We start from the raw sequence: 24,701 nt of genomic DNA, 5'->3' as shown, positions 1-24,701 counted from the left end.
GGTGGGGGAGACGCCGCGCAGCGGCGGGGAGGGCTGCCGCCGGGAGTGGACTCGGGGGTGGCGGTCACCACGGGGGAGTCCGGCCGTCGGGGGTGCGGGGAGGCGTGGGTGCCATGCGGGAGTCCGGCCGCCAGGGTGTGGGGAGGTGTGGGTCGGCACAGGGGCGTCCGGACACCTGGGATGTAGGGCGGCGGCTCGGGAGTGCGGATGCCCGGGATGTGGGGAGGCGCGGGGCGGCACGGGGGGAGTGCGGCCGCCCGGGGCGCGGGCGGGCGCGTCGGGGCGCGGGCGGTGAGTCCGGTCGAGGCCCACGGCCTGTGACACGCTGGGGGCAAGGTCAACGCACGTGAGGGTGGGCAGACGCGGTGCGCGATGGGCGATGGCGGGCAGTGGGACGCGCACTGTGGCGCGTGATCGCCGTGTGGGCGGTGAGCACGGTCACGATGCTCGCCCTCGCCGGCATCCTCCCGGACTTCAAGCTCCAGTCGGACGACGGCGACAGCGCCACCCGCATCGCGATCACCGCGGCCCTCGGCGCGGGCGCCTTCGGCCTCCTGTCGGCCCTGGTGTGGCCGCTGCTCGTGCGCGCGCTGCTCCTCGTACCCGCCCTGGTCCTCGGCCTGCTCAACTTCTTCCTCAACGGCTCCCTGCTCCTGCTCGCCCTGCGCCTCATCCCCGACGGCCGCGGCGACGCGAACGCCGAGACGGCCGTGGTCGTCGCCGCCGTGATGTCGGCCGTCGCCTCCGCGACCGGCGGCGCCCTCGCGGTCCGCGACGACGACGCCTACCGCCGCCGCCTGTACCGTCTCGCCGACCGAAGACGCCGCCGCGCCCACGGCGCCCACGGCCCCAGTACCCCGGGCATCCTCTTCCTCCAGCTCGACGGCGTCGGCCACGACGTCCTCCAGGACGCCGTCCGCAAGGGCCTCATGCCCACCGTCGCCCGCTGGCTCGGCGAGAGCGCAGCGAAAGCCGGGAGAGGGAGCGAGAGCGAGAGCGGAACTGGCACCGGCACCGGCTCCGGCTCCGGCACTGGCTCCGGCTCCGGCTCCGGCTCCGGCTCCGGGAGTCTCACCGGCACCCGCCCGCCCCGCGACCGCACCCCCACCGCCGCCCCACCCCCCACCCACCGCCTCACCCCCTGGCGCACCGACTGGTCCAGTCAGACCGGGGCCAGCCAGCTCGCCATCCTGCACGGCAGCAACTTCGACGTTCCCGCCTTCCGCTGGTACGAGAAGGACACCGGCGAGGTCATGGTGTCCAACCGCCCGGCCTCCGCCGTGGAGCTGCAGCGCCGTGCCGTCGCCCGCACCGGTGACCCGGGGCTGCTCGCCGAGGACGGGGCGAGCCGCGGGAACCTGTTCAGCGGGGGCGCCGACCAGCTCGCCCTCGTCCTGTCGATGGCCGCGCGGCGCGGCAAGCGGAACCGCTCCCGCGCCGGGTACTTCGCGTACTTCTCCGACCCCGCGAACGCGGTCCGCACCGCCCTCTCCTTCGTCGCCGAGGTCGGCCGTGAGATCGGCGAGTCCACCCGGGCCCGGCTGTGCAGACGACGGCCCCGGGTGAGCCGCGGCGGGCTCTACCCCTTCATCCGGGCCTTCGCCACCGTCGTGGAGCGCGACGTGGTCGTCGCCGCCGTCATCGGCGACATGCTCGCCGGGCGCGCCGCCGTCTACGCCGACCTCGTCGCGTACGACGAGGTCGCCCACCACTCGGGCCCCACCAGCGGCGACGCCGAGCGGGTCCTGCGCCGCCTGGACCGCTCCCTCGCCCTGATCGAGCAGGTCGCCGACCACGCGCCCCGGCTCTACCGCATCGTGCTGCTGTCCGACCACGGCCAGAGCCCGGGCGAGACCTTCCGCGCCCGCTACGGCCTGTCCCTCGCCGACCTGGTGCGGGCCGGGTGCGGGCTGCCCGTGCCCCGCAGGGCGGGGCGTACGCACAGCGGTGCCGAGGCCCGTTCGGCGGTCCGCGCCGCGCTGCGCCGCCCCGTCGAGGAGGGCGCGGGCGAGCACCGTCCCGGCCGCCGCGCCGAGCCGATCGTCCTCGCCTCCGGCAACCTCGGCCTCGTGTCCTTCCCCGACGTGCCCCACCGCATGACCCGCGAGGAGATCGACCGCCGCCACCCGGCGCTCCTGCCGACCCTCGCCAACCATCCTGGCGTCGGCTTCGTCCTGGTCCGGAGTGAGGAGCACGGGCCGCTGGTGCTTGGGGCGCGCGGCGCAGAGGTTCGCCTGGACGACCTCGACGACCTCGACGGCCACGACGATCCCGAAAGGCTCGGCCCCCTCGACGACTTCGGGCCCGGCGCCGCCGACGCGGTGCGCCGCACCGACTCCTTCCCGCACACCGCCGACATCATGGTCAACTCCTGGTACGACCCCGAGGACGGCGAAGTCCTCGCCTTCGAGGAGCAGATCGGCTCCCACGGCGGGCTCGGCGGCGCCCAGTCCCGCCCGTTTCTGCTGTCCCCGCTCGCGCTGTCCCCGGCCGCCCCGGACGGCGGTGAACTCGTCGGCGCGGAGGCCGTGCACGCTGTGCTGCGGCGCTGGCGGGAGGAGGAGTGCGGGCACGGGGCGCGGGTGCGGGCCACGGCGGCCGAAGCCGACGCCTCCCAGCTCAGCGCCCCCGTCGCCGCTGCGGACGATTGCCTCCGCCAGGCCCCGCCTCCCACAGCTTTTCCGGCCGCCGACCACGCCGTACAGGACAAAACCTCTTGATTTTGCGGAGCGTGTGCCGTGCCCGACCATGGGCGGGCCCCCGGCGATCCCGGGCGCACGGCACAACGAGAGGCGCACCACCCCATGCACGACACCGGAACCGTTTCCTCGTCGGCTCCGGCCCCTGACCTGGGGGAACTTCCGGCCGCGCAGGGCCAGGACGGGGCGCCGTCCCCGCGCGGCGGCGACACCCACGGCAGTGACAGGCACGCCCGCCGCTTCGGGCTTCCCGTCGCCACCTGCCTCGTCATGGGGAACATCATCGGCGGCGGCATCTTCCTGCTGCCCGCCTCCGTCGCGCCGTTCGGCACCATCAGCCTCGTCGCGTTCGCCGTCCTCACGGCGGGCGCGATCTGTCTGGCGCTGGTCTTCGGGCGGCTCGCGAGCCGTGACCCGCGCACCGGCGGGCCGTATGTGTACGCGCGTGCCGCGTTCGGCGACTTCGCGGGGTTCCTCGCCGCCTGGTCGTACTGGATCACGACGTGGGTGTCGAACGCGGCGCTCGCCGTCGCCGCCGTCGGCTATCTCGACGTGCTGATACCGGTCGCGGACCACAAGTGGTCCGCGTGCCTCGCCGCGCTGACGCTGCAACTGTTTCCCGCGCTCGCCAACTTCGCCGGGACCCGCTATGTCGGCGCCGTCCAACTGGTCGCCACCGTCCTGAAGTTCCTGCCGCTGCTGCTCGTCGCCTTCGGCGGTCTGTTCTTCTTCGACAGCGCGAACCTCGGGCCTTTCCAGGCGGGCGACGAGAGCCCCGTCGGCGCGGTGTCGGCGTCCGCCGCGATCCTGCTCTTCTCGTACCTCGGCGTGGAGTCCGCCGCCGTCAGCGCCGGTGAGGTGCGCGACCCCCGGCGCAACGTCGGGCGCGCCACCGTCCTCGGCACCCTCGGCGCCGCCCTCGTCTACCTCCTCGGCACCCTCGCCGTGTTCGGGACCGTCGCGCACGACAAGCTGGTGGCGTCCACGGCGCCGTTCTCGGACGCCGTGAACGTCATGTTCGGCGGCTCCTGGGGCGGCACGGCCGTGGCGCTCGCCGCGCTCGTGTCGATGGTCGGCGCCCTCAACGGGTGGACGCTCCTGAGCGCCCAGACGCCGTACGCCGCCGCGCGCGACGGCCTCTTCCCGAGCGCGTTCGCCCGCAAGCGGCGCGGTGTGCCGACCGTCGGCGTCCTCGTCACCGTCGTCCTCGCCTCGCTGCTCACGGTCTACAACTACACGGCCGGTTCGGCGGGCGTCTTCGAAGTCCTCGTGCTCGTCACCACGTTCACCGCCACCGTGCCGTACCTCCTCGCCACCGCCGCGCAGATCTACTTCCTCGCCTCCGGGCAGGGCGAGCGCGTGCACCGGGGCCGCCTCGTGCGCGACGCGGTCCTCGCCGCGCTCGCGTTCGGCTTCTCGATGTGGCTGGTCGCGGGCGCCGGGTACGCGGCCGTCTACCAGGGCGTGCTGTTCCTCTTCGTGGGGGTCCTCGTGTACGCGTGGATGGCGGCCCGCAAGCAGCGGACCGCCACCCGTTAGCGCACGCTCCCCGCTACCTCGCCAGCGGCGCGATCACCCAGCGCTGCGTCCGGTAGCCGCTGTCCCGCGGACCGATCTCGACGAGCTTGCGGGCCGCGAGGTAGGCCTCGTTGCCCTCGACCTCGTAGCCGACCTGGAGCGTGCCGGGCACGTCCCTGATCTCGGGCCGCTGTGCGCGTCCGACCGCCGCCGGGTAGTCGCCGTCCTCGGGCGTGCCCCGGACCGCCAGCTCGGCGAGCAGCCGCTCCTGGGCCGCGGCGAGCGCCTCCTGCGGATCCCGCACGGCCGGTGCCTCGGCGCCCCCGGCCCCGGGAGGCGTCACGAGGGCGCCGGCCTCGCGCGTCGTACCCGTGGCCGTGCGCGTGGACAGCTGCGCCTGCACGACTGTGCCGTCGTTGTCGAGGCCGACCCGGATCACACCGCGGTCCGGAGTGATGACCGGGACGCCGTCGAAGGCCTGCCGGAACGTGACGTGGGTCTGCAGCGACACCGGCGCACCGATCTCCGAGCCGTCCTTGGTGCCGGAGTTCTGCATCAGGTCGTGCACGCTGTCGACGACCAGTTCGGTGCCGTCGGCGTGCTGCTCGGCGAAGGCGCGCGCCAGCTCGACGGCGCGGTCGGTGGGCAGCGCCGTGGTGTTGCGGTGGTTGGGCTCGGCGAGCCGCACCCAGCGCACCGCGTGCGGGCCCGTGGACGCGACGCGGTCGCCGGAGGTGGCGCTGAGCACGCCCTGCCGCTCGACCTGCACCTCTTCGAGGGCCGCCGTCGGGAAGCTCGCGATCCGTCCCGCCTCGGCCAGCTCGGAGCTGGGGTCGCGCGGCGCGAGCTGGATCACCTGCGGGTTGTCCGGGGCGGCGGTGAGCTGCTCGGCGAGCGACTCGCGGGCGTTGTACCAGCGCCACGCGTACCAGTTGTCCGGCACGGCGTCGCGGTAGAAGTTCCGCTCCGTGTTGAGCCGGTTCACGGCCTCGGCCTGGGTGGCGCCGACCGCGCACACGGACGGGGCCTGGCCCTTGTGGATGTCCCAGCTCGCGTTCAGCCAGGCGTCGCAGTACGTCTGCCCGGACCGCCACTTGTCCCAGAACTTCCGGCCGTAGTCCGGGTGGTCGATGCTGGTGGTCTCGAAGCCGAAGAGCATCCGGAAGCCGAGGTTCGGCCCGGCCCAGGTGCGGATCGGGGAGTGCCCGGCGAGGACCCGCAGCGAGAAGCAGGTCGACCAGAAGATGTACCGGACCTTCTCGTTGCCGAGCGCCATCCGGTTGGAGGTCGCCGTGGTGCGCCCGTCCCAGGCCGCGCCCATGGGCGCGTGGAAGACGCCGTTGCCGTCCATGTCGCCGTGGCCCGAGTGGTACACGGCGCACACCGCGTCCATCCCGTAGCGGTCCTGCCAGTTGTCGTACGTCTCCTCGTACGCCCAGACCTGCACGCCCCCGTCGGCGAACCAGAAGTTCCGGTCGTAGAACTGCTGGAGGTACGCCAGCCAGCCGGTGGCGTCCTCGTGGGTGTAGAACAGCGGCGACGCGGTGGCGAACTTCTCGATGCTGAACGCGCCCCACCAGTGGAACGTCGAGTCCCGGTCTCCGGCGGCGCCGGGCTTGTCGGGCTCGAGCGGCGACGGACCGCGGTCCGTGTAGATCATGCGCATGCCTAACCCCCTGAGTGATCTCCCCGATGTGCCCCGGCGCCTGCGCCGCGCAGCCGTCACGTGGCTGAGTCCGCACGGTCGAGGGGGCCTAAAAGTGTCACCGGGCGGGGGCCTTGCCCAGTTGCCATTCCGGCCATAGGTACCGCGTACCGCCCATGCCGCGGGCCCCACGCGCCCCGGTGGCGGGGGCGCGTGGGGTGGTACAGCGCCGGGTGTCCGAGGGGGGTCGGCGCCCGGCACGGAACGCGCGACGGTGCCTCACTGTTCGTACCGCACCCCGCGCACCAGCGCGGCCCTCTCGAACACCCTTGGTGCTACTTGCCGTAGTACGCGTGGTGGACCGACAAGGTCGACTTGTTGCCCTTCCTGTCGGCGATCTTGGCGCGGAAGGAGACGGCCTTGCCCGCGGCGGGGTTCTTCACGGTGACGCGGCCGTCGGTGACCTTCAGCTCCTTCCAGGTCCTGCCGCTGTCGTAACTGGCGTAGACGTGCAGCGACTTCAGGTTCGCCCCGGCCGCCGCGCCCTGCACGGTCACCGGCATCCGCTGCTTCTCGCCCGCGGGTGCCCGGCTGGTCAGGTCGAGCACGGGCGCGAACCGGGCGGTGGACACCGGGAGTTCCCTCGGGCCGCCCCGCCGGGAGCGGAACGTCCAGGAGGCGTCGACGCGGGTGGACGCCGCCGAGAGGGACGCCGAGCGCTTCACGGAAGTGGTCAGCCGGTATTCGGCGTCCGTGTCCGGAACCTCGAAGGCCCCGTCCTCGCCCGAGAGCGGGTCCTCGTTGGCGCCGATCCTCGTGCCGTCGCGGTACAGCTCCGTCTTCGCCGACGTCAGATCGGTCCAGCCGACGTTGCCCTTCCCGTCGGCGAACAGCGGCAGGTCGCCGTACAGCTTCGAGCCGTCGCGGAACACCCCCGCGCCCGAGCCGACGCGCGGGCCGAACACGCCGACGCCGAACGACTCCTGATAGCTGCGCCCCGCCGTGAAGGCGCGCGGCTCCGGGAACCGGTAGTAGCTCTCGATGAGCGGGTTGCCCTCCTCGTCCACGCCGCCGTACTGCTCGAAGCCGAGGTCCCAGGTCACCTTGCCGAGCGCCGACAGGTGCAGCGTCTTGGTGCGCGGCAGCTTCTGCACCGGCGGGATCATGGAGATGCCGCCCGCCTCCGGGAGATATCCCGCCGCGCTCAGGCCGCCCGTCTTGTTCGCCGACGACGCCCCCATCCGCACCTTCACGGTCGCGAAGTCGGCGGGCTTGAGGTGCTTGACGTAGCCGGTGGCGAGCTTGGTCACCTTGCCGCCGAGGAGCGTCTCGTACGCGGTGTCGGCGCCCTTCTGCCAGGTGCCGAGCCACTGCTGCGCGAGGCCACTGGGCACCGCCGGGCCGAGGTGCGCGGTGCGCATGCTCTGGAAGGCGCTGACGCGCAGGGCGCCCATCTCGTAGCCCTCGTACATGTAGCGCGCGTCCATGAAGGCGAGCTTCGCGCTCCGGTCCGGGACGGTGATGTCGACCGCCTTGGCCTTGCGGGCGTCGAGCGTGACCGTCGTCGTCTTGTCGACGGTCAGCTTGGGCTGGACCAGCCAGTCGACGCCCTTGTCCCCGTTCTGCGGATCGACGTAGACCGCGGAGTCCAGAAGGTAACTCCCCTTGGCCACACGGACCTTGACCGTCCCGGACGGGTCGTACGGGAAGAGGTTCGTGCCGGTGTCGGCGCCGGTGATCGCCGCCAGCATCGTCTCGTGGTGCCGCGCGGGCCGCCCGTCACGGCCGATCGACTTCAGCGTCACGTCGTACGACTCGACCTCGCGCTGCACCGCGGCGGCCGTGCGGACGCTCTGGCCGCCGCCGCTCGCCACCACGTACGCGGAGTAGGCGCCGTCGACCGTCCCGCCGAGGCGCGTGTCGGTGGTCAGGTCGACGGCGGCCGTCCCGCCCGCGGGGACGGGGTGCTGCTGCTTGAGGAGGGCGGCGGCGCCCGCGGCGTGCGGGGTCGCCATCGACGTACCGGAGATCGTCAGATAGCCCTCGGGCTTCTGGCCGACCTCCTTCTCGATCTCGCTGCCGGGCGCGGCGGCCGCCGTGATGTCGACGCCGGGCGCGGTCACGTCGGGCTTGATCGCGCCGTCGCCGACGCGCGGGCCCTGGCTGGAGAAGTCCGCGAGCTTGTCGTTGTCGTCGACCGCGCCCACGGTCAGCGCCGCCTCCGCGCTGCCCGGAGAGTTGACGGACCCCGGATCGCCGGCGTTGCCCGCCGCGACGGCGAACAGGACGCCCTTCTCGGCGGAGACCTTGTTGATCGCGGCCTCCATCGGGTCGACGCCGGGCGTGTCGCCCCCGCCGAGGCTCATGTTCACCACGTCGGCGCCCTGCGCGACGGCCCAGTCGATGCCCGCGATGATCTCGGAGTCGCTGCCCCTGCCGTCGTCCCCGAGCACCTTGCCGTTGAGGATCTTGGCGCCGGGCGCCACGCCCTTGTACGCGGCGTTCTTGGCGCCCGTGCCCGCCGCGACCGACGCGACGTGCGTGCCGTGCCCGTACCGGTCCTTGCTGTCCGGCGACGGCGTGAAGTTCTTGGCCCCGACGACCTGTTCCTTCAGGTCGGGGTGGGTGGCGTCGACGCCCGTGTCCAGGACGGCGATCTTCACACCCTTGCCGTCGTACCCGGCCTCCCACGCCTTCGGGGCGCCGATCTGCCGCACGGACTTGTCCAGGCTCACCCGGCGGGTGCCGTCCAGCCACAGCCGGTCGACCCCGGAGGCCGCTCCGCCCCGCTCGTCGGTGAGCGCCGTCCACAGCGCCGCCGCGTCCCGCTCCGGCGTCGTCACGGCGTCCGCGTTCAGCGAGGTGAAGGAGCGGCGGACCGTGGTGTCACCGGCCGCGCGCACCCCGGCGCGGGCGTCGCGGGCCGCGGTGCCCCGATAGCCGACGATGAGCTTCAGGCCGTTCCGCTGGGCCTCGCGGTTCACCTTCCGGCTCAGCTCCGTGACGTCGAACAGGCGCTGGTCGACCTTGCCCGCGGTGATGAGCCGCTGCGCGTCGTACGGCAGGACCAGGGTGTGCCCGGCGAAGGCGCGGGTGCGCACGGGGATGTGCTCGCGCCCCTTCGCGGGCCGGAAGCCGGTGAGCCGCCCCGCGGCGTCCACGGTGACGCGGTCGCCGGTGACCAGGGTGAGGCGGTGCCCCGGGCCCGGCTGCACGGCGGTCGGGCCCTGGCCCCGGTCGGTGGCGGCCGTGCCGGTGACCCGGCCGTCCGGCGCGGGGCCCGCGTCCGCCGTCGCCGGGCCGGTCAGGCCCGCCGCCAGCGCCACGGCCGCCGCCGCGGCGACGGCCGCCGCGTACGCTCTTCGCCGCCGGGGCGTCCCGCCCGCCCCTCGTGTTGCCGTCGTTCCCTCGGTGTGATGGTGCAACGTGTCCCTCGCGATCGTCGCGTCCTGGCCGAGGCGCTCGGTCGTGCGCCCCAACTCACCTCTTCAGACGCACGGTTGAGGCCATCGCGTTGCATGGCGCGGCCGGGGCGACCGGGGCGGCCCCGGACCGGCCCCTCCCCCCTTCGGCCGCGCGCGGCCGCCCGACGCGCGGACGGGCCCCGGAGTGTGATCGGATGGACCCCAAGGAACTTCACCGAAGGGATTTGGCATCGTGGCTACCACGCGCTCCGCACACACGGTCTGGGAAGGCAGCCTGACCGAGGGCTCCGGCACCGTGACCTTCGACTCCTCGGGCATCGGGCAGCAGGCCGTCTCCTGGCCGTCCCGCGCCGAGCAGGCGAACGGCAAGACCAGCCCCGAGGAGCTCATCGCCGCCGCGCACTCGAGCTGCTTCTCCATGGCTCTCTCCCACGGCCTCACCGGCGCGGGCACCCCGCCCACCAAGCTCGTCACGTCCGCCGACGTGACCTTCCAGCCGGGCACCGGCATCACCGGCATCCACCTCACCGTCGAGGGCGAGGTGCCCGGGCTCGACGAGGCCGCGTTCGTCGCGGCGGCCGAGGACGCCAAGAAGAACTGCCCGGTCAGCGCGGCGCTCACGGGTACGACGATCACGCTCGACGCCAAGCTGGCCTGAGCCCCGCACCACCGCGGCGAAGCCGCCGACCGGACCATCGGTCGGCGGCTTCGCCCTGTCCGGCCCCCGGCGCCGCGCGCAGCGGCCCACCCGCACACCCCGCCCCCGTACGCGGCATTGACAATGGCCCGCTCAAGTTTTGTGCTGGAGGGTGAAGTAGCGCCGCGTCGGAAGGGGTTGTTGGACATGGCACGTGCGGTCGGGATCGATCTCGGTACGACGAACTCGGTGGTGGCCGTCCTGGAGGGCGGCGAGCCAACCGTCATCGCGAACGCGGAGGGAGCCCGCACCACTCCGTCGGTCGTCGCCTTCGCCAAGAGCGGCGACGTCCTCGTCGGCGAGGTCGCCAAGCGCCAGGCGGTCACCAACGTGGAGCGCACCGCCCGCTCCGTCAAACGCCACATGGGCGACGGGAGCTGGCGCTTCCCGGAGAGCGGCTCCGGCGCCACGATCGACGGCACCCGCTACACCGCCCAGGAACTCTCCGCCCGCGTGCTGCAGAAACTCAAGCGGGACGCCGAGTCCTACCTCGGCGAGGACGTCACCGACGCGGTGATCACCGTGCCCGCATACTTCGACGACGCCCAGCGCCAGGCCACCAAGGAGGCCGGGGAGATCGCCGGCCTGAAGGTCCTGCGGATCATCAACGAGCCGACGGCCGCCGCCCTCGCCTACGGCCTCGACAAGGGCGACGACCAGACCGTCCTCGTCTTCGACCTCGGCGGCGGCACCTTCGACGTGTCGCTCCTGGAGATGGGCGACGGCGTCATCGAGGTCAAGGCCACCAACGGCGACACCCAGCTCGGCGGCGACGACTGGGACCAGCGGATCGTCGAGCACCTCGTACGGCAGTTCAAGAACGCGCACGGCATCGACCTCGGCAAGGACAAGATGGCCCTGCAGCGCCTGCGCGAGGGCGCCGAGAAGGCGAAGATCGAGCTGTCCTCGTCCAGCGAGACCGACATCAACCTGCCCTACGTCACCGCGTCCGCGGACGGCCCCCTGCACCTCGCCGAGAAGCTCACCCGGGCCCAGTTCCAGGAGCTGACCGCCGACCTCCTCGACCGCTGCAAGCGCCCCTTCGACCAGGCCGTCAAGGACGCGGGCGTCGAGCTCGCCGCCGTCGACCACGTCATCCTCGTCGGCGGCTCCACGCGGATGCCCGCCGTCGGCGACCTGGTCAGGGAACTCACCGGCAGGGACCCGCACAAGGGCGTCAACCCCGACGAGGTCGTGGCCCTCGGCGCGACCCTCCAGGCGGGTGTGATCCGCGGCGACGTGAAGGACGTCCTGCTGCTCGACGTGACGCCGCTGTCCCTCGGCATCGAGACCAAGGGCGGCATCATGACCAAGCTCATCGAGCGCAACACCACCATCCCCACCCGGCGTTCGGAGACCTTCTCCACCGCCGAGGACAACCAGCCCTCGGTCGGCATCCAGGTCTTCCAGGGCGAGCGCGAGATCGCCGCGTACAACAAGAAGCTCGGCGTCTTCGACCTCACGGGCCTGCCGCCCGCGCCCCGGGGCGTGCCGAAGATCGAGGTCACCTTCGACATCGACGCCAACGGCATCATGCACGTCTCCGCGAAGGACGAGGCCACCGGGCGCGAGCAGCGCATGACCGTCACCGGCGGCTCGGCGCTGCCCAAGGACGACATCGACCGCATGGTCCGGGAGGCGGAGGCGCACGCCGAGGAGGACAGGAAGCGCCGGGAGGCCGCCGAGACCCGCAACCAGGCCGAGCAGCTCCTCTACCAGACCGAGCGGTTCCTGCGGGACAACGGCGGCGAGGACGGGCGCATCCCCGCCGACACCAAGGCCGAAGTGGAGGCCGCGGCGGCCGAGTTGAGGCCCCTGCTCACCGGCGACGACACCCTCGCCATCCGGGCGGCGGCGGAGAAGCTCGCCGCCGTCAGCCAGCGGATGGGGCAGGCCATGTACGCGGCCGCGCAGGCGAACCAGGGCGCTCAGGCCGGTCCGCAGAGCGGCGGCGGAGCGCAGGACGCCCCGCCGCAGGGCGACGCCGCCGGGCCGGGGGACGCCGGGGCCGGGGCCCGGGGCGGCGCCGACGAGGGCGTCGTCGAGGCGGAGATCGTGGAGGACGAACCGGAGGGCGGGCAGCGGGTGGGCGACGGCACGGGACAGAGCAGTGGTCCCGGCCGGGCCGGTGGCCCGGGGCAGGGCGGCGGCACGGACGAGCAGCCGCCGCCCCGGACCTGACGGCGACCGGCACCGGGCGGCCGGGATGCCCGGGGGTGCCCGGCGCCCCCGGGCTACGCCTTCGACTGGAGGTACTTGACCGTCGCCGGGTCGGCCGGGAGCAGGGTCTCGATGGCCAGCTCGGCGACGGTCACGTCCATCGGCGTGTTGAACGTGGAGATCGACGACACGAAGGACAGCGTCCGGCCCTCGTGCTCGATCCTGAGCGGCAGCGCGAAGGGCGCCACCTGCCCGTCGGCGGCCGCGTCCTCGCCGGGATCGGCCACGGGGTACGCCGCCACCTCGTCGTACAGCGCCTTCAGCTCCGCCGACCGGTGCAGGGCGATCTGCCGCCCCATCTGGTGCAGCAGGTGCTCGCGCCACTCCCGCAGATTGCGGATCCGCGGGGCGAGGCCGCGCGGGTGCAGGACGAGCCGCATCGCGTTCGGAGGCTCTTCGAGCAGATCCTCGGGGATGCTGTCGAGGAGCATCGCGATGCCGCTGTTCGCGGCGACCACCTGGTACGTGGCGTCGACGACCAGCGCCGGATACGGCTCGTAGCCCTGAAGGAGCTGTTCGAGACCGGCGCGCAGCGTGGCCATCGACGGGTCGTCCAGGGGCGTCTGCTTGAAGCGGGGCGCGTACCCGGCGGCGAGCAGCAGCGCGTTGCGTTCGCGCACGGGCACGTCCAGGTGCTCGGCGAGCTTCAGGACGAAGTCCTCGCTGGGCTTGGCGCGGCCCGTCTCCACGAAGCTGATGTGGCGCGCGGAGGAGTCCGCGCGCAGGGCCAGATCCAGCTGGCTGACGCGCCGCTCCTCGCGCCAGGCGCGCAGCAGCGCGCCCACCTCGGACGGCTCGGCCGCACCGGACGGCGCGGCGGAGCGTGGGCCCTTGGCGCGGGCGGGCCGGGCGTTCTGGGGGCCGACTTCACTGTTCCGGGGGCGAGGCGCGACAGTTGGCATGGCAAAGACGGTAATCGAGGAGGAGCGCATGACGAATCCGTGGGACCCGCTGTCGTGGGAGGCGACCGCCGCGTACCGGGCCCGGGTGCGGGGCTGTCTGCTCGGCGGCGCGGTCGGTGACGCGCTCGGGTACACGGTCGAGTTCAGCTCCCTCGACGCCATCCGCGCCGCGCACGGCCCGCGCGGACTGCGGGCACCGGTGGTCGACGCGGCGGGTGTCAGCCGGATCAGCGACGACACCCAGATGACGCTGTTCACCGCCGAGGCCCTGCGGACCGCGCACGCCCGCGAGCGCCGCAAGGGCATCGGGGGCGCGGCGCCGAGGCTGGTGCAGCAGGCGTATCTGCGCTGGCTGGACACCCAGCACAAGCCGGGCCCGGAGCCCCGGCCGAAGCCGGGCGCCGCCCCTTCGGACACCCCGCAGGAACCCCCGCACCCCGCCGACCTCAGCTCCCAGGCCTGGCTGTACGCCCAGCGGGCCCCCGGCAACGCCTGCCTGAGCGGAGTGGCGCAGGGGTACGCGCCCGACCCCGCCCTGGAGCTCGGCCCGCACGGCCGCGTCAACCCCGAGTCCAAGGGGTGCGGCACCGTGATGCGCTCGGCGCCCTTCGGCCTCACCCGCGCACCCGCCGACCGCGCCTTCGAACTCGCCGCGCGCTGCGCCCAGATCACCCACGGCCACCCGACGGGCTACTACGCGGCGGGCGCGCTCGCCGCGATCGTCGCGCGCCTCGTCGAGGGCGACTCCCTGGAGGGCGCCGTCCTGCGCACCCTGCGGCTGCTCGCCCGCTACCCCGGGCACGAGGAGACGTCCACGGCCCTGACCGCCGCCGTCGACCTGGCCGCCGCGGGCGAGCCGAGCGCGGAGCGCGTCGCGTCCCTGGGCGAGGGCTGGGTCGCCGAGGAGGCCCTGGCCATCGGCGTGTACGCCGCCCTCGCCTGCCCCGGCGTCGAGGACGCGCTGCTCCTCGCCGTGAACCACTCGGGCGACAGCGACTCCACCGGATCCGTCTGCGGCAACCTTCTCGGGGCGCTGCGCGGCGACCACGAACTGCCGGAGGAGTGGGTGCGGTTGACCGAGGGACGCGCGGTGATCGCGGCGGTGGCGGACGACCTGGCGGGGGAGTGCGCCCGGCGGTGAGGGGCCGCCGGGCGGGGCGGGGGTGGTGTCGTCGCGGCCGGATGTGCGCGGCGGGGGCGGTGTCGGCGCGGCCGGATGTGCGCGGCGGCGGTCCGAAGAGGCGCGCCGTCGGCGCTCCGCGCGGCAGGTCCTGTGGCACGCTGGCACGACAGGGTCCACACCCGCACAAACGCAGGAAGGAGCGCGGCCATGGCTCTCGAACCGCTGTCGCAGAAGGAGATCGAGGACCGGCTCGCGGAGCTTCCCGGCTGGTCGCTCACGTCGGCCCCCACCGCGGCCGGCGACTCCGCCGCCGAGGTGAAGCTCACCCGCGCCTACGGCCTCCCCTCGCACTTCGCGGCGACCGCGTTCGTCGTGCACGTCTCCCAGGTCCAGGAGGAGCTCGGCCACCACGCCGAGCTGACCCTCGGCTACAACACCGTGAACCTCGCCGTGAACACCCACAGCGCGGGCGGCGCCCTCACCGACCTCGACTTCGAACTGGCCCGCAGGGTCGAGGCGCTGGCGACGGGCCACGGAGCGGAATGAGCGGAACGGTGCGGGACGCGACGGGGCGGGGCGGGACGGCGCGGGCTGCCGGGTCGGTCGGGGCCGTGGGGCCGGGGGCGGCCTGGGCCGTGGCGCCCGGGACGGCCCGGACCGTGGCGCCCGGGGCCGTCACGGCCATGCGGCGCCCACCCGGTTCGCGGCCGGCGGGAAGCCGTCCGCCGGGCCCGGGGCCCGGCAGGGGCCGCGCGAGGTGCGGAGCGGGTGCCTGATGCTCGACTACGGCAAGGAGGCGGTGCGGTACGACGCGTCGCGCGGGGGTGAGCCACGGGCCGTGGCCGCCGCCGACGCGGTGCTCTCGCTGCTGCCGCCGGGGACGGGCACGCTGCTCGACGTGGCCTGTGGCACGGGCCTGGTGACGCGGCGCCTCGCGGCGGAGCCGGGGCTGCGGGTGGTGGGCGTGGACGCGGCGTACGGCATGGCCCGGATGGCGGCCGACCGGGTTCCCGGCGCCGTCGTGCTCGGGGACAGCCGCCGGCTGCCGTTCCGCGACGGCGCGTTCGACGCGGCGACCGCGGTGTGGCTGCTGCACCTGCTGTCCGACCCGGACGAGGCGGCGGCCGTCGTCGGGGAGTGCGCGCGGGTGCTCCGGCCCGGCGGGGTCCTCGTCACCACCGTGGACAAGGCCGCCTCGCACAACGTGGGCAGCGACATCGACGCGGCGCTCGCGGGCCGCCCGGTCCGGTCGCCGGTGGACGGGGCCGCCCGCGTCGGGCAGTACGCGGCCGCGTACGGCCTCACCCGGGCGGGCGGGGCCCGCTTCCGGGGCCACGGCCAGGGCCGCAGCCCCCGCAGCACGGTCGAGGACCTGCGCCGGGGCTGGTTCACGAGTGTCCCGCCGGACAGCGCCCTGGCGGACCGCTTCGCGCGCCGCCTCGCGGAGCTCCCGGACCAGGAAGTCCGGCGCCCCGACCCGGAGTTCGCACTCCAGGCGTTCCGCAAGCCGCTGAGCTGAGGGGCGGGCGCCGACAACGCCCGCGCACCTTCGCTCCGCGGTCGGCGGCACAGGCCCCCCGGGGTCGGGCCGCCACCCAGGCCCCTCTTTGCCGGAACGGCAACACGGCTGGCCGTATCCGGAGGGGAGGGCGCAGGCTGGCGACGTGACCACGAACGGGTGCGGTAGCGGCGAGAGCGCAGGAGAGGCGGCGATGACGGTGGCGGAGCACGAGGGTGCGGCGCACGGGGCGGACGCGGAGCAGGGGCGCGGGGTCGAACGCGGTGGCGGCCACGGTGGCGGTCACGGGCACGGCGAGGGGCATGGCCACGGGGGCGGGCATGGCCATGGTCATGGGCACAGCCACGGGCACACCGACATCGACTGGGCCGTCATGGCGCCCGTGCTCGAGCAGAACGCGGAGGTCACGGCCCCCGTCTACCGTGAGGTTGCGGCCTGGCTGCGCGACCTGCGCGCGGGACGCGAGGGCGGCCGCCCCGCTGCCGACGGAGGTCCTGCCGACGCGGCCTCCGCCGACGAGGGTTCGGCCGACGGGGGTCCGGCCGTCGGCGACCCGTCCCTGATCGTCGACGCGGGCAGCGGCCCGGGCGTCGTCACCTGCCTGTTCGCCGAGGTGTTCCCGGCGGCGCAGGTCATCGCGGCGGACCCCGAGGAGGCCCTGCTCGCGCGCACGGTGGAGCGCGCGGCGCGGCTCGGCCTCGCGGACCGGGTGCGCACGCACCGCGCGGAACTCCCGGGCGGCCTGGGCGAGTTGCCGCCCGCCGACCTCATCTGGGCGGCCCGTTCCGTGCACCACGTGGGCGACCAGGTGGCCGCTCTGACGGCGCTCGCGGACCGGCTCGCGCCGGGCGGCACGCTCGCGATCCTCGAAGGGGGCCTCGCGCCGCGCAGCCTCCCGCGCGACTTCGGCATCGGCCGCCCCGGCCTCCAGGCCCGCCTGGACGCGGCCAACGAGGAGTGGTTCGCGCGGATGCGGGCCGACCTGCCGGGCGCGAAGGAGGCGACGGAGGACTGGGCCGCGCTGCTGACGGCGGCCGGCCTGCGCCATGTGGCGACGCGCAGCTTCCTCGTCGACCTGCCCGCGCCGCTGCCGGACGCGGCCCGGGACCACGTCATCACCACGTTCGGCCGCTACCGCGACTTCGCCGCCGACGCCGAGAACCCGATCCTCGACGCCGACGACCGCGCCACCCTCGACCGCCTCCTCGACCCGGCGGACCCCGAGAGCCTGCACCGCCGCGCCGACCTGTTCCTGCTGACGGCGCACACGGTGCACGTGGCGGTCCGGGAGGTGTGAGGCCCTCCGGGGGCGGGTGACCCTGGGGCGGGCGAGGGGTACCGGAGGCACCCCTCGCCCCCTCACCCTCCGGGGGTCACCCCCGCAACTCCTCCAACCGCACCAACGCGTCCCGCACCTCCGACCGCTCCGCCGCCGTCAGCTCGACCCCGGCGGCCCGCTCCAGGAGCTGCCCCGCGAGCGCGTCCTCGCCGAGCCGCTGGGCGATGTCCCCGCGCAGCACCAGGAGCCGCAGGTGCTGCGTGGGCGTGGGCCGTTCGTCGGTCAGGGCGAGGGCGCGGTCGATGACCTTGGCGGCGCCCGCGAGATCCTCCTTGGAGTCGACGAAGAGGTCCGCGAGGTGCAGGGCCCGCGCGAAGGTCTCCTTCGGCGCGGGCCGGTGCGCCTGGTCCTCGCTGATCTGCTGGCCGACGCGGATGCTGTTCCCCGCCGGGTCGGTCATCAGGAACTGCCGCACTCCGTACGACATGTCCTTGAGCGGCCCGATGCGCGGAAGGCCCCGGCTCGGGATCTTCCCGTACGCGGCCTTGAGCCCCGCGCGGAACGCGGTGTGCAGGGAGTCCACGTCGTCCGTGAGGATGTAGCAGCCGGAGATCGACTCGGCCGGGTCGTACTGCTTCATGCCGAAGAACTGCAGCTCCACGGTGCCGCGTTCGACGACGGCGTACGCGTACGGGCTCTTCTGGAGGTAGGTCGTCTCGAACCCCAGGGCGGTGTAGAAGTCGACGATCGGCTGGACGGTGACGCAGGGCAGCAGGGGGATGGTTTTCTCAGCCATGCGGGCCAGTCTAGTCAAAGTTGAATAGGGGGAGTGGGGGGAGTGGGGGGAGTGGGCGGAGTGGGCGGAGTGGGTGTAGTGAGGGGTGATGTCCGGGTGGCCGGGTCTCAGCAGTGGCCGGGGCGGGCGTAGAGGGTCACCCGGGCGCCTCGGGGGTGCCAGGTGCGGCAGACCTCGAAGGCGGCGTCCAGGACCTCCCGCTTCACCGCTTCGTGCCCGGTGGCGTCCGCCGACCCTTCGGGAGGATCATTCGGGTCGCCCGCCACCACGATGCGGGTCCGTTCCAGCATCCGCGCGCGCAGGACGCCGACGGACACCTCGGTGCCGTAGAGCGTGCGCGACGCCGCCGGGCCGCGCGCGAGAGCCAGGTCGCCCAGGCCGGCGGTGGCCCCGGCGTACGGCAGCGTCCAGGCCCTGCGCCGCAGCGGTGCGTACAGCAGGCCGTCGCCGGACGCCCCGGCCTCGCGCACCGCCCGTGCGATGGCCGCCGCGTCGTCGATGCGGCTCTGCGGTGTCCGCAGGGCGGCCGACGCGGGCAGCAGCGCGAGCACCACGGCGGCGGCCGTCACGGCGACGGCGACGACACGGGGGCGGGTGCCGCGCGCGGCCCGGTCCAGCGCGGCCCCCACGAGCAGCGCGAGCCCGGCGTTGCCGTACAGCACGTAGCGGTCCACGTAGAGCGGCTTGACCACGGAGGCGAGGAGCAGGAGCAGGGTGGGCAGGACGAGCAGCCCGACGGAGACGGTGAGCAAACGGACATCTGTGCCGTCCCCCGCGGGCGGGCGCACGCGGGCCAGAGCCCCCGCGCAGACGATCCCGAGAGCGATCAGACCCGCGCCGCCCGCCGTGAGCGAGGAACCCTCCAGCCAACTCACCTGCGCCGACTGCCCCTGGCTCACGAAGGCCAGCGGGGCGGTTCCCGCGACCACGACCGAAGCGGCCAGGATCCACGGGCGCCGGGCCGTCCGGGCCACGGCCAGGCCGTGCGCGGGCAGCGCCAGGATCGCGAACTCGTGCAGCAGACATGCCGTCAGCATCAGCGCCGTGTAGGCGACCCACGGCCCGCGCCGCCCCGAACCGGCCGCCCGCACCCACGCGTACGTCGCCCAGACGACGAGCGCACACACCAGCGCGTACGAACGCCCCTCCTGCGCGTAGCGCTGCGCCGACGGCAACAGGGCGAGGGCGACCCCGGCCAGCAGCCCGGCACGCGGCCCCCCGAGCCGGTGCCCGACGAGGGCGACCCCGGCCGCCGCCGCTGCCATCGCCAGGACCGACGGCAGCCGCAGCACAAGCAGCGGGTCGGGGTCGCCGAAGGCCGAGCAGAGGGCGAACAGCGCCTTCATCGCCATGTAGTACAGCCCGTGCACCGCGTCGGCCGTCCCCAGCGTCCCCCACAGGGAGCCGAGTCCGCGGTGCGCCATGTCGTACGTCACCGCCTCGTCGCGCCACAGTGATCCTCCGCGCCGGACGCCCCACAGTCCCAGGGCGAGGGACAGCAGGGCGCCCGGCAGGACCACGGTCCATCGGCGCGCGGACCGTGGTCGTCCAGGGGGCAGGCGGGGCGGTGGGCGGCGGTGCGTGGTCTCGACGGCGGCGGTGGCGGTGACGGCGGTGACGGCGGTGATGGTGGGCTCCCGGACCTGAACCAACGGGTGGAAAGCCCGAGTTCAGCCGCCTGCCGATTGATGGTCAGCCCTGTTCCGGGCCGCCCATCAATTGCTAGCGTGACGGGCGTGCGGCCGGTGGGGGGCCGGTGCCACGGGGAGGCGAAGGGGGCCCGATGGGGCGTCGTGAGAAGCCGCTGGAGCCCGCGGCGGGCCCCGTCCAACGGTTCGCGCACGAGCTGCGCGAGCTCCGCGCGGAGGCGGGCCGCCCCACCTACCGCGCCCTCGCCGAGCGCGTCCCGTACTCCGCGCCCACCCTGTCGGCCGCCGCCTCGGGCGACCGGCTTCCGTCCCTGCCGGTGCTGCTCGCCTACGTGGAGGCGTGCGGCGGCGACGCGGAGGAGAAGGAGAAGTGGGAGCGGCGGTGGTACGAGGCGCTGGCCGCCGACGCCGAACCCGACCCGGAGGACGGCGAGTCCCCCTACCCCGGCCTCGCCCGCTTCGGCCCCGACGACCGGTCCCGCTTCCACGGCCGCGACGACCTCGTCGGCGAACTCCTCGACCTCGCCGGGCGCCACCGCGTCACGGCGGTCGTCGGCGCGTCCGGCAGCGGCAAGTCGTCGCTGCTGCGGGCGGGGCTGATTCCGGCGCTGCGGGAGCCTGCGAGGGCGCCGGACGAGAGCCCTGAGTCCGCCCCGCCCTCACCCCCGCTGCCGCTCGCCGCGATCCGCGTCCTCACCCCTGGCGAGCGGCCCGCCCACACCCACCGTGCCCTCTTCGAGCCCGCCGTCGGCGTGGGCGACACCCTCCTCGTCGTCGACCAGTTCGAGGAGGTCTTCTCGCTCTGCCACGACCGGGCCGAACGCGACCGGTTCCTCGGCCAGTTGCTCGCCGCCCGCGACCCGGGCAGCCGGCTGCGCGTCGTCCTCGCCGTCCGCGCCGACTTCTACGGCCGGTGCGCCGAGCACGGCGCCCTCGCCGACGTCCTGCGCGACGCCACGCTCCTCGTCGGCCCCATGCCGCCGCAACGCCTGCGCGAGGCCATCGTCCGGCCCGCTCTCGCCGAACGCCTCGTCGTGGAGCGGGCGTTGACCGCGCGCATGGTCGCCGACGTCGGCGACGAGCCGGGTGGCCTGCCGCTCATGGCGCACGCGCTGCGCGAGGTCTGGCGGCGGCGCAGCGGCAAGACGCTCACGTTGTCGGCGTACGAGGCGATCGGCGGTGTCCGCGGCGCCATCGCGCACACCGCCGAGGACGTCTTCGGGCGTTTCGGCGCCGCCGAGGCCGCGACGGCGCGGGCGCTGCTCCTGCGGATGGTCGCGCCGGGCGACGGCACGCAGGACACCCGGCGCACGGTCGACCGCGCGGAGCTGCCCGCTGACTGCGGCGACGTGCTCGAACGCCTCGTCGCCGCCCGGCTGCTGACCGTCGACGGCTCCCGGGTCGACCTCGCCCACGAGGCGCTGATCAGCGCGTGGCCGCGGCTGTTCGGATGGGTGGAGGTGGGGCGGGAGCGCCTTCGGGTGCACCGGGCGCTGACCGAGGCGGCGCTCGCGTGGGTGGAGCTGGAACGGGATCCCGGTGCGCTGTACCGGGGGACCAGGCTCACGGCCGCCCGCGAGGCCTTCGCCGACGACCGTGAACTCACCGGCCTGGAGCGGGAGTTCCTCGCCGCCGCGATCGACGCCCACGAGCACGGCGTACGGACGAAGGCACGTGCGGCGCGCCGCACCCGCGTGCTGCTCTCGGCGCTCGCCGTGCTGCTGTGCCTCGCGGCCGTCGCGGGGGTCGCCGCGTGGCAGCAGAACCGCGACAGCGCGCGGCGGGACGCGGAGGCGCAGGCCCGGCGTGTCGCGGACATCGCGCAGACGCTGCGGATCTCGGACCCGAGGGCCGCGATGAGGCTGAGCGTGGCGGCGTGGCGGATCGCGGACCTGCCGGAGACGCGGGAGGCGGTGCGGACGGCGGGCGTGCAGCGGGAGCGGGGCGCCGCGTCGGGTGCCACCGTCGGGCGTTCCTTGAACACCCCGACGGTCCTGAGCGGTGACGGCCGGGTCGTCGTCGCCGTCGACCAGGAGCGGGTGTCGGTGTGGGACACACGGAGCGACCGGCGCGTCGCCACCTACGAGTCCGGGAAGCTCGGGGATCTGGTGGACGTCAGCGACGACGGAAACCTGGCCGTGTTCCACAGCGGGCGCGGCTATCTCGCGTGGGACATCCGGCGCGACCGCGCCGTCGGCAGGCCCTTCGGGCCGCGGGACCGGGGCGATGTGGAGGGCGAACTCGGCCCGGACGGGCGGACCTTCGTCATCAGGCTGCGAGCGCGGGACCGGGCCCTGGTCCAGGTCTGGGACGTGCCGCGGCACCGGCTCCTGGCCCGGCCCGAGGCCGCCGTCAGCGACCGCGGCCTGCTACCGGCACTGACCCCCGACGGCCGGTCCCTCCTCACCTGCCTGCCGGGCGGCGAGGCCCTGGAGGTGCGCACCCTCGCCGACGGCCGCGGCCACCGGGTGACGTGGCCGCGGCAGGTGCGGCGGCAGGCCTGCCGCGCCGGCAAGTGGACCGTCACGCCGGACAGCCGGGCTCTCGCCTTCGACACCCCGGACGGCATCCGCACCTGGGAGTTGTCGCCCGCCCGGGAGCGCCCCCGGTTGGACCTGCCCGGACACGGCGAATGGGAGGCCGACTTCAGCGCGGACGGCGCCACGGCGGTGACCACCGGCGACGGTGTGATCGCGCTCTGGCGCACGTCGCGGCCCGGCACTCCGCTGATGCGGTACGCCGTCGAGGGCGACGCGGTCGATGCCCGGCTCGACATGAAGGACGGCGTGGTCCGGTACCTGGTCGGGGGAGTGGTGCGCAGCCTCGACGTGCGCGACGCGCTGCGCGGCGACCGGCTGCGCGAACCGCTGGAGCGGGCCGCGTTCAGCCAGGACGGCCGAAGCCTCGCGGCCGCCCAGCGCCGGGGCGGGACAACGGTGTTCCAACTGCGCGACGCCCGGGACGGCGCCGTCACGTCGTCCCTTTCCGGACGCACGTGCGCGCAGTGCCGACCAGGGCTCTTCGCCTTCTCCCGGGACGGCGGGACCCTCGCGTACACAGCCGAGTCGGACGGCGGTACCGAGCTGCGGCGATGGAGCGTCGACCGGCGCCGGGAGACGGCACGCGCCGTCATCCCCTCCTACGTGGCGAGCCTGCTGGTGCCCGACGGCGGCGGACCGGTCGTCACCTCAGGGACACCGGCCGGACACCGCGACAACGACCGCCATTACGTCGACGCGTGGAGCGTCGGCGAGCGCATCCAGACCCGGCAACTGCACCGGCGGGCGGGCGACGAACCGAGCGCCCTGTCCCCGAACGGCCGCACCGTCCTGGCCCGGAACGGGGAACGCATCGCCATCGGATCCGGGGCGTCGACCCGGGTCCTGCGCGGCGAGATCTCGATCACGGCCGTGGCCTTCAGCCCCGACGGCCGCCATCTCGCCGTGGCCGGGGGCAACGGCAGGCTCACCCTGTGGAACGCGTCCGGCACCCGCAGGCTCGGTGTCCTCGCGGAGTCCGCCGCCGGCCCGGGCACCGGCGCCACCCCGGTCCTCGCCTTCTCGCCCGACGGCCGGCACCTGGCCGTGGGGCGCGAAGACGGCACCGTACGCCTCTGGGAGACCGACACCCCCCGCCTCTCCGGAGCCACCTACCCCGGCGCCGAAGGACCCGTCCTCGCCCTCGGCTTCACCCGCGACGAACTGCGCGTCACCACCCCCCGCACCCCCGTCCGCGCCCTCCCCCTCTCCCCGGAACGCGCCGCCGACCGGGCCTGCGAACGTGCCGGAGGCGGTCTCGACCGCGACGAATGGCGGACGTATTTGCCCACGCTGGAGTATCGGCGGACGTGTTGAGGGGTGGTGGGAGGAAGGGAACGGGACAGGCGTCGAGGGTCCGGGAAGAGCTGGACCACCTGCGCCGCCGCTGAACGGCCGGCGCAGATGGTCCACTGGGCTCACCTGTCCGTGAGGACGACCAGGACTACATCTCCGCCGGGTCGGGGCCGAGCCGCCGGTCCTCGTTCAGGGCGCTGATCGCCGCCATGTCCTCCGGGTCGAGCTCGAAGCCGAACACGTCGATGTTCTCCTTGATGCGGGAGGGGGTCACCGACTTGGGGATGACCACATTCCCGAGCTGGATGTGCCAGCGGAGCACGATCTGCGCCGGCGTGCGCCCGTGCTTCTGGGCGATGGCGATGATCGCCGGGACCTCCAGGAGGCCCTTGCCCTGGCCGAGCGGTGACCAGGCCTCCGTGGCGATGCCCTGCTCGCCGTGGTACGCGCGGGATGCGCGCTGCTGGAGGTGCGGGTGCAGCTCGATCTGGTTCACGACGGGGATCACCGACGTGGCGTCGATGAGGCGGTCCAGGTGCTCCGGAAGGAAGTTGGAGACGCCGATGGACTTGGCGCGGCCGTCGGCGAGGATCTTCTCGAAGGCCTTGTACGTGTCGATGTAGGTGTCCGCGGACGGCATCGGCCAGTGGATCAGATACAGATCGACGTAGTCCAGGCCCAGCTTCTCCAGGGAGGCGTCGAACGCGCGCAGCGTCGAGTCGTACCCCTGGCTGTCGTTCCAGAGCTTCGTCGTGACGAAGAGCTTGTCGCGGTCGATTCCGGAGGCGGCGATGCCCTTTCCGGTGCCCACTTCGTTCTCGTAGACGGCCGCCGTGTCGATGCTGCGGTACCCGGACTCCAGGGCCGTCGCCACGGCCCGCTCCGCCTCGTCGTCCGGCACCTGCCAGACACCGAAGCCCAGCTGCGGCATCTCGATGCCGTTGTTCAGGATGATCGGGGGGACCTTGCTCACGAGCTCTCGATCCTTATACGTCGTCGGGTGGTACATCCATGGTCAACGATCAGGACCCGGACCGCATTCCTGGCGTGGCGTTCCCGCTGTCCGGCGCCCTGAGAATGGCTAGATATAGCTCCGACCTTATCGGTCCGAACCATTGACCGCGTCCCGCCATGACGCAACTCTGTTGCACGTCGCTGAACGCAGGCCATCCATGTGAACACCCTAGGCACATGCGTGGCATGTCGTCCCAGCGACTCCTGAACCCCCACTTTTCAGGAAGGGTAGGCACACGCACATGAACACTCACGAGATGGAGACGTCGGAGGTCACCTCGGGCTCTCCCGAGACCGGGCCCACCGGCTGGCAGACCCCCGAGTACACGGTCGTGGAGACCTCGCTCGAGGTCACGGCGTACCGCCTCGCCGACCGGTAGAC

At 74.1% G+C, this 24,701-nt stretch carries 16 protein-coding genes; 10 read left to right on the top strand and 6 right to left on the bottom strand.

Annotation, left to right across the window (positions count from 1 at the left end; all coding sequences use genetic code 11):
• Positions 1-443 precede the first annotated feature (443 nt).
• Together OO63_RS41795 and OO63_RS36185 are read left to right on the top strand one after the other, a co-directional pair.
• On the top strand, positions 444-2,720 hold the full coding sequence (locus OO63_RS41795; RefSeq protein ID WP_234311428.1) for a phage holin family protein: 2,277 nt from the start codon (positions 444-446) through the stop codon (positions 2,718-2,720).
• Between the two features lie 84 nt (positions 2,721-2,804).
• Complete coding sequence (locus OO63_RS36185; protein WP_030362985.1) at positions 2,805-4,238, top strand: amino acid permease; 1,434 nt, start codon at positions 2,805-2,807, stop codon at positions 4,236-4,238.
• A gap of 13 nt (positions 4,239-4,251) precedes the next feature.
• On the opposite strand, the gene OO63_RS36180 is transcribed toward OO63_RS36185, so the two are convergent.
• Positions 4,252-5,883 (bottom strand): DUF6345 domain-containing protein, encoded by a 1,632-nt coding sequence (locus OO63_RS36180; protein WP_030362984.1) that lies wholly within the window; start codon positions 5,881-5,883, stop codon positions 4,252-4,254.
• Between the two features lie 314 nt (positions 5,884-6,197).
• The gene (locus OO63_RS36175) at positions 6,198-9,188 is read right to left on the bottom strand and encodes a S8 family peptidase (protein WP_033264789.1); all 2,991 of its coding nucleotides are present in this window, start codon (positions 9,186-9,188) and stop codon (positions 6,198-6,200) included.
• A 331-nt stretch (positions 9,189-9,519) separates the two neighbouring features.
• On the opposite strand from OO63_RS36175, the gene OO63_RS36170 reads away from it, so the two are divergent.
• Entirely contained in the window at positions 9,520-9,945 is a 426-nt protein-coding gene (locus OO63_RS36170) for an OsmC family peroxiredoxin (protein ID WP_030362982.1), read from the top strand.
• A gap of 186 nt (positions 9,946-10,131) precedes the next feature.
• On the top strand, positions 10,132-12,165 hold the full coding sequence (gene dnaK / locus OO63_RS36165) for a molecular chaperone DnaK (protein ID WP_078619579.1): 2,034 nt from the start codon (positions 10,132-10,134) through the stop codon (positions 12,163-12,165).
• Between the two features lie 53 nt (positions 12,166-12,218).
• Here the strand turns inward: dnaK and OO63_RS36160 are convergent, their stop codons facing one another.
• Complete coding sequence (locus OO63_RS36160) at positions 12,219-13,106, bottom strand: helix-turn-helix domain-containing protein (RefSeq protein ID WP_030362980.1); 888 nt, start codon at positions 13,104-13,106, stop codon at positions 12,219-12,221.
• 28 nt (positions 13,107-13,134) lie between these two features.
• On the opposite strand from OO63_RS36160, the gene OO63_RS36155 reads away from it, so the two are divergent.
• The 4 genes from OO63_RS36155 (at position 13,135) to OO63_RS36140 (ending at position 17,045) form a co-directional block, all read left to right on the top strand.
• Complete coding sequence (locus OO63_RS36155; RefSeq protein WP_030362979.1) at positions 13,135-14,247, top strand: ADP-ribosylglycohydrolase family protein; 1,113 nt, start codon at positions 13,135-13,137, stop codon at positions 14,245-14,247.
• A gap of 189 nt (positions 14,248-14,436) precedes the next feature.
• Positions 14,437-14,775 (top strand): 4a-hydroxytetrahydrobiopterin dehydratase, encoded by a 339-nt coding sequence (locus OO63_RS36150; protein WP_030362978.1) that lies wholly within the window; start codon positions 14,437-14,439, stop codon positions 14,773-14,775.
• A 229-nt stretch (positions 14,776-15,004) separates the two neighbouring features.
• Positions 15,005-15,748: a class I SAM-dependent methyltransferase gene (locus OO63_RS36145; protein ID WP_030362977.1), complete on the top strand. Its 744-nt coding sequence runs from the start codon at positions 15,005-15,007 to the stop codon at positions 15,746-15,748.
• Positions 15,749-15,893: 145 nt separating this feature from the next.
• Positions 15,894-17,045 carry a class I SAM-dependent methyltransferase gene (locus OO63_RS36140; protein WP_234311427.1) on the top strand — a complete coding sequence of 384 codons (1,152 nt, stop codon included), beginning with the start codon at positions 15,894-15,896 and terminating at the stop codon, positions 17,043-17,045.
• A gap of 76 nt (positions 17,046-17,121) precedes the next feature.
• On the opposite strand, the gene OO63_RS36135 is transcribed toward OO63_RS36140, so the two are convergent.
• Together OO63_RS36135 and OO63_RS36130 are read right to left on the bottom strand one after the other, a co-directional pair.
• Complete coding sequence (locus OO63_RS36135) at positions 17,122-17,823, bottom strand: bleomycin resistance protein (protein WP_030362975.1); 702 nt, start codon at positions 17,821-17,823, stop codon at positions 17,122-17,124.
• A 107-nt stretch (positions 17,824-17,930) separates the two neighbouring features.
• On the bottom strand, positions 17,931-19,475 hold the full coding sequence (locus tag OO63_RS36130; RefSeq protein WP_234311426.1) for a glycosyltransferase family 39 protein: 1,545 nt from the start codon (positions 19,473-19,475) through the stop codon (positions 17,931-17,933).
• A 131-nt stretch (positions 19,476-19,606) separates the two neighbouring features.
• On the opposite strand from OO63_RS36130, the gene OO63_RS47460 reads away from it, so the two are divergent.
• Entirely contained in the window at positions 19,607-23,326 is a 3,720-nt protein-coding gene (locus tag OO63_RS47460) for an nSTAND1 domain-containing NTPase (protein ID WP_030362973.1), read from the top strand.
• Between the two features lie 127 nt (positions 23,327-23,453).
• On the opposite strand, the gene OO63_RS36120 is transcribed toward OO63_RS47460, so the two are convergent.
• Positions 23,454-24,236, bottom strand: coding sequence for an aldo/keto reductase (locus tag OO63_RS36120; protein ID WP_380833484.1), 783 nt, complete (start codon positions 24,234-24,236; stop codon positions 23,454-23,456).
• Positions 24,237-24,561: 325 nt separating this feature from the next.
• On the opposite strand from OO63_RS36120, the gene pqqA reads away from it, so the two are divergent.
• The gene (gene pqqA, locus OO63_RS42990) at positions 24,562-24,699 is read left to right on the top strand and encodes a pyrroloquinoline quinone precursor peptide PqqA (protein ID WP_063750500.1); all 138 of its coding nucleotides are present in this window, start codon (positions 24,562-24,564) and stop codon (positions 24,697-24,699) included.
• The last annotated feature ends 2 nt before the right edge of the window (positions 24,700-24,701 follow it).

It is taken from the genome of Streptomyces alboflavus, from assembly GCF_000716675.1.
Taxonomy (GTDB): Bacteria; Actinomycetota; Actinomycetes; order Streptomycetales; family Streptomycetaceae; genus Streptomyces; species Streptomyces alboflavus.
The sequence above is the reverse complement of the archived record's forward strand: the minus strand, read 5'-3'. Positions and strand labels throughout refer to the sequence as shown.

Bases quoted from the DNA above. Each gene is read 5' to 3' on its own strand.
- pqqA (WP_063750500.1), top strand. From the start codon at position 24,562: ATGAACACTCACGAGATGGAGACGTCGGAGGTCACCTCGGGCTCTCCC.
- OO63_RS36150 (WP_030362978.1), top strand. From the start codon at position 14,437: ATGGCTCTCGAACCGCTGTCGCAGAAGGAGATCGAGGACCGGCTCGCG.
- dnaK (WP_078619579.1), top strand. From the start codon at position 10,132: ATGGCACGTGCGGTCGGGATCGATCTCGGTACGACGAACTCGGTGGTG.
- OO63_RS47460 (WP_030362973.1), top strand. From the start codon at position 19,607: ATGGGGCGTCGTGAGAAGCCGCTGGAGCCCGCGGCGGGCCCCGTCCAA.
- OO63_RS36120 (WP_380833484.1), bottom strand. From the start codon at position 24,236: ATGCCGCAGCTGGGCTTCGGTGTCTGGCAGGTGCCGGACGACGAGGCG.
- OO63_RS36155 (WP_030362979.1), top strand. From the start codon at position 13,135: ATGACGAATCCGTGGGACCCGCTGTCGTGGGAGGCGACCGCCGCGTAC.
- OO63_RS41795 (WP_234311428.1), top strand. From the start codon at position 444: ATGCTCGCCCTCGCCGGCATCCTCCCGGACTTCAAGCTCCAGTCGGAC.
- OO63_RS36145 (WP_030362977.1), top strand. From the start codon at position 15,005: ATGCTCGACTACGGCAAGGAGGCGGTGCGGTACGACGCGTCGCGCGGG.
- OO63_RS36135 (WP_030362975.1), bottom strand. From the start codon at position 17,823: ATGGCTGAGAAAACCATCCCCCTGCTGCCCTGCGTCACCGTCCAGCCG.
- OO63_RS36180 (WP_030362984.1), bottom strand. From the start codon at position 5,883: ATGCGCATGATCTACACGGACCGCGGTCCGTCGCCGCTCGAGCCCGAC.
- OO63_RS36185 (WP_030362985.1), top strand. From the start codon at position 2,805: ATGCACGACACCGGAACCGTTTCCTCGTCGGCTCCGGCCCCTGACCTG.
- OO63_RS36160 (WP_030362980.1), bottom strand. From the start codon at position 13,106: ATGCCAACTGTCGCGCCTCGCCCCCGGAACAGTGAAGTCGGCCCCCAG.